Source organism: Maribacter confluentis (genome assembly GCF_030505015.1).
Taxonomy (GTDB): Bacteria; Bacteroidota; Bacteroidia; order Flavobacteriales; family Flavobacteriaceae; genus Maribacter; species Maribacter sedimenticola.
On the sequence record NZ_JAUKUC010000001.1, the window covers coordinates 1,945,519 to 1,957,701 of the forward strand.

Here is a 12,183-nt window from a genome sequence, read left to right on the forward strand (position 1 = left end):
GCCAATACACCACTGTTTACTACTGGAATTTTGTAATTTAACTTTCACTAAGAAGCAAGAATCACTTCTAACAAATTTGATACTATTTCATTAAATTATAATTAAAATATATGAAGAATCTGTTTTCAAATTTTAAGGGAGATTTATTTGGCGGTATCACCGCTGGAATCGTAGCATTGCCATTGGCATTGGCATTTGGTGTAAGTTCTGGAATGGGTCCCAGTGCCGGTCTGTACGGAGCAATTTTCATTAGCTTTTTTGCTGCACTATTTGGAGGTACCAATACCCAAATTTCAGGACCTACCGCTCCCATGACAGCAGTTAGTATGGTCGTCATTGCCGGTATCGTTGCCATTAACGATGGTAGCTTAGAAAAAGCCCTGCCCGCCATATTAATTGTTTTTCTACTTGCCGGACTTATGCAAATAGGTCTCGGACTATTGGGAATTGGTAAATATATACGTTACATACCATATCCTGTAGTTTCCGGCTTTATGACGGCAATTGGTGTCATAATCTTGGTTACCCAAATTTTACCTGCCATAGGGTACTACCCTAAGGAAGATTCCGAATTTGTAGCACAATACAAACCCATGGCCGAAGAAATCATCCTTGACAATATTTTAAAGGAAGAAGCGGGCGAAGGTATTTTGGTTCTTGAAAATTTTAAGGAAACCATAGCACGTGCCGAGCATATTACCGATGAGGACATGCTCAAAGAAGCCCAAACTTTGGCAAAATCCGAAGCTTCTGGAGTTATCGGTGCAATTAAAGTAATGCCAAGGGCCTTGAAAAATATAAATTGGTTAGAATTGATCTTGGCACTTTCTACCATTATCATCATTTATGGATTTAAACGCATTACCACCACTATACCAAGTGCCCTTGTGGCTTTGGTAGTAGTTTCTGGGGTGGCCTATGGTTTGGACCTGGACTATAGGCCCATTGAGCAGATACCCGGTGGTTTCCCAATTCCTAACCTTGGTATATTTACCCAATTTGAACTTTCATCTGTTACGCCATACATATTTACGGCATTGACCCTAGCACTTTTAGGTGCCATAGATTCCCTTTTAACTTCTATAGTTGCGGATAATATGACAAAGACAAAGCACCAGCCCAACAAAGAACTTGTGGGTCAAGGTATAGGGAACAGTATTGCCGCAGTTTTTGGTGGTATACCAGGTGCCGGTGCAACCATTAGAACCGTAGTCAATATCAATGCAGGCGGAAAAACCAAATTATCAGGAATGGTAGCCGGAGTTCTACTGTTGATAATTCTTCTAGCTTTAGGTCCGGTTGCTTCACAGATTCCTGCGGCCGTACTAGCGGGAATATTGGTAACAGTGGGTATAGGTGTAATGGATTATAAAGGCTTAAAGGCCATACCCAGCCTTCCCAAAGATATGAGTTTGGGTCCTTTTAAATTTAGCTCAGAAGTAGTGATCATGTTAGTGGTATTGGTACTTTCATCAGTATGGAACTTGGTTTATGCAGTAGGTATTGGTTTAGTGATCGCATCTTTAATGTTCATGAAAAAAATGGGAGATTTGACCGCGGAACGGTCAGATGTCAAAACGTTGGAAAAGGAAGTGAATTGGCCGGACGAAGCAGGGTTTCCCAAAAATTTACAGGAAGAGGTTTTTATTAAACATTTAAAAGGACCTCTATTCTTTGGATCTACCAGTGATTTCCAGCAAATGGCAGATCAAATTCCACGAACGGCATCTACTGTAATCATTAGGATGGGAAGAATGCAATATATGGATCAATCCGGACTTTATACTTTGGAAGATGTACTTATCAGCCTTAAAAAATCTGGGATTACCATATTATTCGTTGATGTCCTAAAACAACCAAGGTATATGATGGAACGTGTAGGCGTCATTCCAGATTTAATTCCAGAGGAACATATATTTGATAATTTTAAGGAATGTCTGGTTTGGGTCAAAGTGAACGTTAAGGACAAAATACCGTCAATGTAACCATCAAAAGGCAGAAAAACATATTCTACCTTTTTTAAAAGTTATAAATTTGCGGCTTTAATCAACATGTATGATTGATAAGATAAAGGAACAGATTACGGAAGTCAATGCGTTTACGGCCAACTCTTTAAAGGATGTAGAAACGTTTAGGATCAAATATTTGGGCAAGAAGGGAATTTTAAATGATTTTTTTGCCGAATTTAAAAATGTTCCTAACGAACAAAAGAAAGAATTTGGACAGACCATAAACCAGTTGAAACAAGCGGCAACTGAAAAAGTGGACGCTTTAAAAGAAGCCTTGGAGCATTCTGGACAGGACGAAAAAATATTTGGAGACCTTACCAGACCGGGCAACCCAATTGAACTTGGTGCGCGACATCCTATTTCTATCGTAAAAAATAAAATCATAGATGTTTTTTCCAGAATAGGTTTCAATGTATCAGAAGGTCCGGAAATAGAGGACGACTGGCATAATTTTACCGCATTAAACCTACCAGAATACCATCCGGCAAGAGATATGCAGGATACTTTTTTTGTTCAAACAGATCCAGATATATTGTTGCGTACCCATACCTCATCGGTACAAGTACGCTACATGGAAAACAACCAACCTCCCATAAGAACCATATCACCTGGTAGAGTTTATAGGAACGAGGCTATTTCCGCTAGATCTCACTGTTTCTTTCATCAAGTAGAAGGGCTTTATATTGACAAGGATGTTTCTTTTGCAGATTTAAAACAAACACTACAATATTTTACAACAGAACTTTTTGGGAAATCCAAAATTAGACTTAGACCTTCTTATTTTCCTTTTACCGAACCAAGTGCAGAAGTAGATGTTTATTGGGGACTGGAAACTGAAACGGATTATAAAATGACAAAAGGTACCGGTTGGTTAGAGATTATGGGCTGCGGTATGGTAGACCCCAACGTGCTTAAGAACTGTGGTATAGACCCAGATATATATTCCGGATTTGCCTTTGGGATGGGTATTGACCGTATTGCACTTTTACTGCATCAAATTTCAGATATCCGATTATTGAGCGAGAACGACCTTCGTTTTCTAGAGCAGTTTAAAAGTACCCTATAAAATTCCTTGGTGAAAAAAGATATTGAAATACCTATTTCCAAAGATGTATATATAGCCATTGTCCATGAATGGAACGATGAATTTTTGGATAAGGATTGGAATGCCTACATTATTAATGACCGCCCCAATGCCATAGAAATGACCATGGTCGTTTCTAAAGGATATGATGGTGATCGTAAAACTTCTATCATGAGACATGCCGTAGATGTGGTCCATGCCAAATCCTATAAAAAAATAGAAGTAGTTCAGGAAGATGTACTAGGCCTGCACAACGAGTTTTATGTAACCTATTTTGCTGACCAAAAATTATTTGAAAGAAAGTTCATTTTTGAGAAGAATACCGTAAACATTCAAAATTTGGTAACCATACCCCTTATTGAAAAAGAGGGAGTTCTTGCAAAATAGTACTTTTCCAAAGCAACCATTTTTTATTTATACGTCTTAGAGAAAAAGAATATGAGCTTTAAATTATTCGTTTCCCTATTTCTTTTAGCTTTCCTATATAACTGTAAAATTGATGACGGATTAGATTGTGCCGTAATTGATTGTGCTACCGAACAAATATTTTCCATTGAATTTCTGGATGAAGAAGGAACTAATTTAATTACCAACGAAACCTATAAACTAGATACCATTGAAATTAAAATTGATGGAACCAGTGTAGAGTTAATTCCGCTGGATTCTACCAAACTAGTAACTTTCATAATCGTTGGTGCTATTGGGGAAACCAGCTATTCCATAAAGCTAAACCCAAACGAAACCGATACCTTGGTCTTGACAACGGTTGAACCTAGAACAAACATAAATCAATGTTGTACCGCACTACCTATTATAGAGAAGGTTAGTTATAATCTAAAACAGAAAAACATAATACAAATGGACAATGGTTTTGAAAAGATAAGTGTTATTAAATAACCTTTAGTGCCATTTCTTAAAAGGGTTTTTACTCAATTGGGAATTATAATATTTAATCATGCCCGTAACCTCTTCACCCAACCAACTGGGTTTTTTAAATGATTCGTTTTCCGATTCCAGTTCTACCTCTGCAATGGTTAAACCCTCATTATCCCCAAAAAACTCATCCACTTCATATATATGCTTACCTAAAGGAACGTCATATCGGCATTTTTCAAGTACTCCTTTTTCACACAATTTCAATAACTCTTCAGCATCTACTACAGAAATTTCCTTTTCCCATTCAAACCTGGATGTGCCCGAAGCATTGGATTTCCCCTTTACGGTAATAAAGCCTAAATCTCCCTTTATTCTAATTCTAACCGTTCTGCTGGGGTCTGTATTTAAAAAGCCTTGTACTATTCTAGTTTTAGATCTTGCTTCAGATTTATAATCTTCTGATCCTACCAAAAATTTACGCTCTATTTCTAACATATGAATGGATAAAACTACTATTCATAAACTAAGATAAGTCTTAAATTTGCTTATGCCCAATGAATTGCCTCTTCGAAAAATTATTCATGTTGATATGGATGCCTTTTATGCGTCCGTAGAAGAGTTGGACAACCCAGATTTAAAGGGCAAGCCCTTGGCCGTTGGTGGCAGTGAGAAAAGAGGCGTGGTATCGGCAGCTAATTATGAAGCCCGTAAATTTGGTGTGCGTAGTGCTATGAGCGGATTTCAAGCTAGAAAAAACTGTCCTCACCTTACTTTTGTAAAACCCCGGTTTGATCGTTATAAGGAAATCTCAAAACAAATACGGGCCATTTTCTTTGAATACACAGATTTGGTAGAACCATTGTCACTTGATGAAGCATACCTTGATGTAACCATAAATAAAAAAGGAAACCCTTCTGCCACTATGCTTGCCACAGAAATTAGGCAACGTATTCTAGAAAAGACAGGCTTAAATGCATCCGCAGGAATTTCGATCAATAAATTTATAGCCAAAGTAGCAAGTGATATCAATAAACCTAACGGACAAAAAACGGTTAATCCAGAAGAGGTAATTCCGTTTTTAGAAAATTTAGATATACGTAAGTTCTATGGCGTTGGTAAGGTTACTGCAGAAAAAATGTATAAGCTGGGCATTTTTACGGGCAAGGACTTAAAATCAAAATCCATTGAATTTCTTGCCGAAAATTTTGGCAAAAGCGGTCCATACTATTATCATGTAGTACGTGGCATTCATAATATTGAAGTTAAACCGCACCGCATACCAAAATCTGTTGGAGCGGAACGTACATTCAACGAAAACCTCAGCAGTGAAATTTTTATGCTGGAAAGGTTAGAGCATATTGCGCAAGAATTGGAGCGAAGATTAAAAAAATCTACCATTGCCGGAAAAACTCTAACACTCAAAATAAAATACAGTGATTTTACCCTGAATACCAGAAGCAAGACCATACCTTATTTTATTTCTGATAAAGCCTTGATCCTGGAGACTGCCAAAGAGTTACTTTATCAAGAAGAGCTTCAGAATTCGGTTAGACTGTTGGGTATTTCTTTATCTAACTTAAATACAGATGATAAAAAGGCGAAAAAAGTTGACGATAAATCGATTTTAGTGCAATTAAAGTTTGATTTTTAATTATTCACCCCATTTTTTAGCCTTTTGACCAATAATTGAAAATGTTAACAAAAATTAACGGCTTTTAGTTGTACAGCAACAATAGCTAGAATAATTTTGGCTCCTTAAATGAAAAAGAGTTTTTTAAAATTTCTTCTTTCCATCTGTATACTACTAACTGGTATATACAGCCCTCTATACGGTAACTACAATATAGAGCATACCTCTTTTCATAATATTCAGCAATTTCAACATGCTATAGGCAATACCCAAGAAACGGTTGCTTTACACAAAACTGTTCTTAAAAACTCATTTGGCAACCTAGATAAGGTAATGGCAATTGAGGCCATTGAAATTGAAGAAGAAGAAAGTAAACAATCTCATTTTCAAAAAGATGTAGCGCAGCAACAAGCTTCTGCTTCATTTTATTTATTAGCTGTTTTATTCTTATTCAGCTATTTTACAAATAGCAGCACACTACAAAAGCTATTTACTTTTCTACCCATAGCAAATAGGCGCTTTGTCCTATATCAGGTATTTCGTATTTAAAATTTCTTCAGGTCAAGTCTCTATTTGACCCAAAACACGTCTACATTTTTTTAGCAGCAGCCAATTTTAAGATGTAATCATCTTCTGCTTTATGAATTGTGCGTGTCTCCACATATTCACATTTTATTTTCCAATCAATTAAATATTATACTTATGACCAAGAGCGTACTCCTGATCGCTACCGCATGCACTTTGTTCATTGTGGCAAGCTGTAATTCTAAAAAAGAAAAAAAAGAAGAGCACACCAAATTCTTAATTACCAGTCCAATTAAAAAAGACACTTCAATTACCAAAGATTATGTATGTCAAATACATTCATTTAAACACATTGAACTTAGGGCCCTTGAAAAAGGATATTTGAACGAAATTCATGTAGACGAAGGACAGATAGTGAAAAAAGGGCAAAAAATGTTCAATATAATGCCCAACATTTATGAAGCAGATTTACAAAAAGCAAAGGCAGAGGCTAAAGTTGCCGAAATAGAACTACAAAACACCCAACTTTTAGCTGATGGAAATGTGGTTTCTGAAAACGAATTATCCATGGCAAAAGCCAATTTTGATAAGGCCAACGCAGAAGTTTCTCTCGCACAGACCCATTTAGGCTTTACCAATATTCGAGCTCCCTTTGATGGTATCATGGACCATTTACATGTTAGGGAAGGTAGCCTTTTAGACGAGGGAGAACTACTTACCACCTTATCCGATAATTCTAAAATGTGGGTCTATTTCAATGTACCAGAGGCTGAGTATCTAGACTATATCATGAGTACGGACAAAGACTCTAAAAAAGAGGTTCAACTATTAATGGCCAACAATAAAAGGTTCAACCAAAAGGGAATTGTTGAAACTATTGAAGGAGAATTCAATAATGAAACCGGTAACATTGCCTTTAGGGCCACTTTCCCTAACCCAGATCAGATTTTAAGACACGGTGAAACCGGTAGCGTACTCATGTCCATTCCTTTCAATGACGCTTTGATCATACCACAAAAAGCAACTTTTGAGATATTGGACAAACGCTACGTTTTTGTTCTTGATAATGATAATGTTGTTCACCAAACCGAAATTTCGGTTGCCGCTGAATTGCCTCACCTTTTTGTAGTCAACAAAGGTCTTCAACTTAAAGACAGAATTTTGGTAGACGGTATCAGAATGGTTAAAAACAATGAAAAGATTGAAACCCTATTTGCCGAACCTACCGAGGTAATGTCAAAATTGGCCGTTTACGCCGAATAACCAAAAAACAAAGAACATGTTCAGTAAGTTTATAAAAAGACCGGTATTGGCTATCGTCATATCGGTAATCATAGTATTCGTAGGGTTGCTCTCCATAAAGCAATTACCTATTTCACAGTTTCCGGATATTGCGCCCACCACGGTAAATATTTTTATAGCCTACCCGGGCTCTAGTGCAGACGTACTGGTAAAATCAACGCTTATTCCATTAGAAACCGCAATTAATGGTGTACAAGATATGCGCTATATTGCTTCTGATGCTACAAGTGCCGGTGAAGGTACCATCCGTATCATCTTTGAGCCTGGCACAGACCCTGATCAAGCAGTTGTGAGGGTCAAAACAAGAGTGGATCAAGTAATGCCGTTATTACCAGAACTGGTACAACGTGAAGGTGTTATCATTACTCCTGTACAGCCAAGTATGCTTATGTACGTAAATCTGTATAGTGACAATGCAGATGATAACGAGCTGTTTCTATACAACTATGCATACACCAAAATGATTCCTGAAATTCAAAGAATAGATGGTATTGCAAGTGCACAGATCTTAGGTAGCCGTAAGTTTGCCATGCGCGTATGGTTAAAACCTGATCGTATGCGTGCCTATAATATTTCTGCCGAAGAAATTCTTGAGGCTATGGAAGAGCAAAGTATTTTGGCACGCCCCGGTAGAATTGGGCAAAGTTCCGGCAAAACCTCACAGTCCCTGGAATATGTTCTCATGTACCAAGATAGGTATGATGAACCTCAACAATACAAGGACATTATTCTTAAGGCAAATGCCGAAGGCGAAATCTTAACGCTTGGTGATGTAGCAGACGTGGAGCTTGGTAGCGAATTTTTTGATATTTACTCTAATCTAGATGGAAAACCATCAGCATCTATAGTATTGAAACAAACTTTTGGCAGTAATGCCAGTGATGTTATAGATGAGGTAAAATCCAAGTTGAACGAGCTTAAAAAAGACCTTCCCACAGGTCTGGATTACAAAATTAGTTATGACGTTTCAAACTTTTTAAATGCATCCATAGAACAAGTAATACACACACTAAGAGATGCCTTTATTCTGGTTGCCATAGTTGTCTTTCTCTTTTTGGGCGATTGGCGCTCTACCTTAATTCCCATTATTGCCGTACCCGTTTCCTTGATCGGGGCATTTTTTATTATGCAGTTATTTGGACTCTCCATTAACCTAATTACCCTTTTTGCATTGGTACTGGCCATTGGTATTGTGGTTGATGATGCTATAGTAGTGGTTGAAGCCGTACATGCCAAAATGGAAGAAACCCATGTGGGACCTTATGAAGCCGTAAAATTAGTAGTCAACGAAATAGGGGGTGCCATAATAGCCATTACTTTGGTAATGGTTTCGGTGTTCATTCCTATTGCTTTTATGACGGGACCTGTTGGGGTTTTCTACCGTCAGTTTTCTATAACCATGGCCGGCTCAATAATTCTATCGGCTATTGTAGCCCTAACCTTAACACCTGTGCTCTGTGCCATGATTCTTAAAAACAACCATGGTAAACAACGTAAAAAAACAATTGTAGATAAATTCATTGATTGGTTTAATAGAGGTTTTGAAAAACTTACGGGTAGGTATGGTAACATCCTTAATAAAATTGTTGCAAGAAGAGTATTGACCTTTGGTATTCTGGGTGCTTTTTGTGTAGCCATATTTTTCACCAACAAAAGTTTACCTGCTGGTTTTATTCCAAACGAGGATCAAGGTATGATCTATGCAATTATACAAACACCACCAGGTTCTACCTTAGAACGTACCAATGATGTAGCCCATAAATTACAGCAAATCTGTGAAGAGACCGAAGGTGTGGAGTCCGCCTCTTCATTGGCTGGTTATGAAATCATGACCGAAGGGCGTGGATCAAATGCCGGTACGGTGTTGATCAACCTTAAGCCCTGGAGCCAACGTCATCATTCCGTTCATGAAATCATGGAAGAGCTAGAGGAAGAAACCAAAGATCTAGGTGCGGTAATTGAATACTTTGAACCACCTGCGGTACCCGGTTTTGGATCCTCTGGCGGATTCTCCATGCGTCTTTTAGATAAAACGGACGGAACCGATTATCACGAATTTGAAAAAATCAACAATGATTTTATGGAAGCGTTGTCTAAACGGGATGAACTTACCGGACTGTTTACTTTTTACTCTGCCAACTATCCCCAGTATGAATTAAAAATCAACAACAAAATTGCCATGCAAAAAGGGGTTTCCATAGATAAAGCCATGGAAAACCTGAATATATTAATTGGTAGTACCTATGAACAAGGTTTTATTCGCTTTGGTAGATTTTTCAAGGTGTATACCCAAGCTGCTCCTGAATACAGGGCGTTACCATCTGACCTAGAAAAACTGTTCGTAAAGAACGAAGAGGGAGAAATGGTTCCATATTCCGCCTTTATGTCCATGGAAAAGAGACTGGGACCAAATGAGATCACCAGATATAATTTATACAATTCGGCTTCTATAAGAGGGCTTCCTGCTAGTGGTTATACCAGTGGTGATGCTATACAAGCTATTAACGAAGTTGCAGAGCAAACCTTACCTAGAGGCTTTGATGTGGCTTGGGAAGGTCTGTCATATGATGAGGCGCAAAGAGGAAATGAATCGCTCTACATTTTTATGGTGGTATTGATCTTCGTATACTTTGTTTTGGCGGCCCAGTATGAAAGTTTCCTACTTCCGTTCGCCATCATTCTATCACTACCGGTAGGTGTTCTTGGGTCTTTCTTTATGCTAAAGGCAATGGGACTAGCAAATGATGTTTATGCACAAATCGGACTCATTATGCTTGTTGGCCTACTGGGTAAAAATGCCGTGCTTATCGTGGAATTCGCAGTTCAAAAAAGAAGACAGGGGAGCACTATTCTAGAAGCCGCAATTGAAGGTGCAAAGGTGCGTTTTAGACCTATTCTAATGACTTCCTTTGCTTTTATAGCTGGACTAATTCCTTTGGTTATTGCACATGGCGCAGGGGCAATAGGCAATAGAACCATTGGTGGGTCGGCAATGGGCGGTATGCTTATGGGTACACTAATAGGTGTACTTATTATCCCTGGCCTGTATTACATTTTCGCAAAAATGGCAGATGGTCGTGGACTTATTAAAGGGGAGTCGGACGAACCCGTATCGGAAGAGTTTATGAGACTAAGCGAAGGTGAAAGTAAAACACGCCAAAAGCTTCGCGAATTAAAGCAAATGATTAAAAAACTAACCAAAAAAGAAGATAATGATTAAGATAAACAATACCATGAAGCATGGTAAGATCCTATTGCTATATTTAATACTAATGGGTCTCTTCTATTCTTGTGTGCCCACAAAGCAATTAAAATCGGCAAATACGGACTTACCTTCAAGTTTTAATGGTTTGCCCGTAGATACTTTAAATAGTGCTCAATTAAAATGGAGCCATTTCTTTGAAGATGAGCATCTTGTTGCATTGATAGATACTGCCTTGGCAAATAACCAAGAGTTGCGCATTATGATGCAACAAATTGATGTTGCCCAGAACGAAGTGAAGGCAAGAAAAGGAGAATATTTGCCTTTTATAAATTATGGTACCGGAGGTGAAGTAGAAAAAGTTGGCGAATATACCCGTAATGGTGCTGTTGAAAAAAACCTGGATATCAAGGAAGGTGAAGAATTTCCTGAGCCTTTAACAGATTACTCCGCCGGTCTATTTGCTACCTGGGAATTGGATGTTTGGAAAAAACTACGCAATTCCAAAAAGGCCGCCACCTTAGAATACCTATCTACTATTGAAGGCAAAAACTTTATGGTTACCAGGTTAATTGCAGAAATAGCCCAATCATATTACGAATTGATCACATTGGATAACCAATTGGCAATCATTGAGCAAAATCTAGAATTACAAGGTAATGCCCTAAAAATGGTCCGGCTACAAAAGCAAGCAGCTAGAGCTACCGAATTAGCGGTAAAAAGATTTGAGGCAGAAGTAGCTAAAAACAAAAGCCACAAATTTGAAGTTCAGCAAGAAATTGTTGAAATGGAAAATAAGCTGAATTTTTTGGTAGGTAGACAACCACAGCATATTGCCCGTAATTCCGATGATTTTATAGCAACAAAAATACATGCTATTGATGCCGGTATACCATCACAGTTACTTTTAAATAGACCGGATATTAGGCAAGCGGAATTTGAACTGGAAGCGGCAAAATTAAATATAAAGGTTGCTAGGGCAAATTTTTATCCTTCAATAGGATTGAAGGCTGGCGTTGGACTACAGGCATTTAAAGCAAAATACCTGACACATACCCCAGAATCTTTGATTTATAGCGCCGTTGGAGATATTGTAGGCCCTTTGATCAATAGAAATGCCATTAAAGCAGATTACAATACCGCAAATTCCAAACAAATACAAGCAGTCTATGAATATGAAAAAGCTGTTTTAGGCGGATATATTGAAGTTGTAAATATGCTTTCTAAAATTGAAAATCTTAAGCAGCGTTATATGCTGAAAGAGGACCAAGTAGTAGCTTTGACCGCTTCGATCGATTTGTCTACCCGGCTGTTTCAATCTGCTAGAATTGAATATACGGAGGTATTGTTTACTCAACGTGAGGCATTGGAATCTAGAATGGAACTTGTTGAGACCAAGAAAGAACAGCTTATGGCAAGGGTTCAAATGTACCAAGCTTTGGGAGGTGGTTGGTTTTAGTCCATACATTAAAAGAACATAACAACTCCTTTAAAAAAAGGAGTTGTTTCGTTATTTATATATATTAAAAAGGAAAAAGCTATGGTGATAAGTATA

Annotated in this window: 10 protein-coding genes; 9 read left to right on the forward strand and 1 reads right to left on the reverse strand. The window is 37.9% G+C overall.

What is annotated here, in order from left to right:
• Positions 1-110: 110 nt before the first annotated feature.
• The 4 genes from Q2T41_RS08575 (at position 111) to Q2T41_RS08590 (ending at position 3,990) form a co-directional block, all read left to right on the forward strand.
• Positions 111-1,985 (forward strand): SulP family inorganic anion transporter, encoded by a 1,875-nt coding sequence (locus Q2T41_RS08575; RefSeq protein WP_304435732.1) that lies wholly within the window; start codon positions 111-113, stop codon positions 1,983-1,985.
• Between the two features lie 70 nt (positions 1,986-2,055).
• On the forward strand, positions 2,056-3,075 hold the full coding sequence (gene pheS, locus Q2T41_RS08580) for a phenylalanine--tRNA ligase subunit alpha (protein ID WP_304435733.1): 1,020 nt from the start codon (positions 2,056-2,058) through the stop codon (positions 3,073-3,075).
• Positions 3,076-3,084: 9 nt separating this feature from the next.
• A complete protein-coding gene (locus Q2T41_RS08585; RefSeq protein WP_089261025.1) occupies positions 3,085-3,480 on the forward strand; it encodes a hypothetical protein in 396 nt (131 codons plus the stop codon).
• A 51-nt stretch (positions 3,481-3,531) separates the two neighbouring features.
• Entirely contained in the window at positions 3,532-3,990 is a 459-nt protein-coding gene (locus Q2T41_RS08590) for a hypothetical protein (protein WP_304435734.1), read from the forward strand.
• 3 nt (positions 3,991-3,993) lie between these two features.
• Here the strand turns inward: Q2T41_RS08590 and Q2T41_RS08595 are convergent, their stop codons facing one another.
• Positions 3,994-4,464, reverse strand: a complete 471-nt coding sequence (locus tag Q2T41_RS08595; RefSeq protein ID WP_304435735.1) for a CYTH domain-containing protein — start codon at positions 4,462-4,464, stop codon at positions 3,994-3,996.
• Between the two features lie 52 nt (positions 4,465-4,516).
• Between Q2T41_RS08595 and dinB the strand changes: the two genes are divergently transcribed.
• From dinB to Q2T41_RS08620, 5 genes are all read left to right on the forward strand, one after another.
• Positions 4,517-5,620 carry a DNA polymerase IV gene (gene dinB / locus Q2T41_RS08600; protein WP_304435736.1) on the forward strand — a complete coding sequence of 368 codons (1,104 nt, stop codon included), beginning with the start codon at positions 4,517-4,519 and terminating at the stop codon, positions 5,618-5,620.
• A 108-nt stretch (positions 5,621-5,728) separates the two neighbouring features.
• Entirely contained in the window at positions 5,729-6,148 is a 420-nt protein-coding gene (locus tag Q2T41_RS08605) for a hypothetical protein (RefSeq protein WP_074670558.1), read from the forward strand.
• A gap of 153 nt (positions 6,149-6,301) precedes the next feature.
• A complete protein-coding gene (locus Q2T41_RS08610; protein ID WP_304435737.1) occupies positions 6,302-7,387 on the forward strand; it encodes an efflux RND transporter periplasmic adaptor subunit in 1,086 nt (361 codons plus the stop codon).
• 16 nt (positions 7,388-7,403) lie between these two features.
• Positions 7,404-10,646: an efflux RND transporter permease subunit gene (locus Q2T41_RS08615; protein WP_304435738.1), complete on the forward strand. Its 3,243-nt coding sequence runs from the start codon at positions 7,404-7,406 to the stop codon at positions 10,644-10,646.
• Complete coding sequence (locus Q2T41_RS08620) at positions 10,639-12,087, forward strand: TolC family protein (RefSeq protein ID WP_304435739.1); 1,449 nt, start codon at positions 10,639-10,641, stop codon at positions 12,085-12,087. Before Q2T41_RS08615 ends, Q2T41_RS08620 begins: the two co-directional genes overlap by 8 nt.
• Positions 12,088-12,183 lie beyond the last annotated feature (96 nt).

Coding starts and splice junctions, on each gene's coding strand:
- Q2T41_RS08575 (WP_304435732.1), top strand. CDS start 111: ATGAAGAATCTGTTTTCAAATTTTAAGGGAGATTTATTTGGCGGTATC.
- pheS (WP_304435733.1), top strand. CDS start 2,056: ATGATTGATAAGATAAAGGAACAGATTACGGAAGTCAATGCGTTTACG.
- Q2T41_RS08590 (WP_304435734.1), top strand. CDS start 3,532: ATGAGCTTTAAATTATTCGTTTCCCTATTTCTTTTAGCTTTCCTATAT.
- Q2T41_RS08595 (WP_304435735.1), bottom strand. CDS start 4,464: ATGTTAGAAATAGAGCGTAAATTTTTGGTAGGATCAGAAGATTATAAA.
- dinB (WP_304435736.1), top strand. CDS start 4,517: ATGCCCAATGAATTGCCTCTTCGAAAAATTATTCATGTTGATATGGAT.
- Q2T41_RS08605 (WP_074670558.1), top strand. CDS start 5,729: ATGAAAAAGAGTTTTTTAAAATTTCTTCTTTCCATCTGTATACTACTA.
- Q2T41_RS08610 (WP_304435737.1), top strand. CDS start 6,302: ATGACCAAGAGCGTACTCCTGATCGCTACCGCATGCACTTTGTTCATT.
- Q2T41_RS08615 (WP_304435738.1), top strand. CDS start 7,404: ATGTTCAGTAAGTTTATAAAAAGACCGGTATTGGCTATCGTCATATCG.
- Q2T41_RS08620 (WP_304435739.1), top strand. CDS start 10,639: ATGATTAAGATAAACAATACCATGAAGCATGGTAAGATCCTATTGCTA.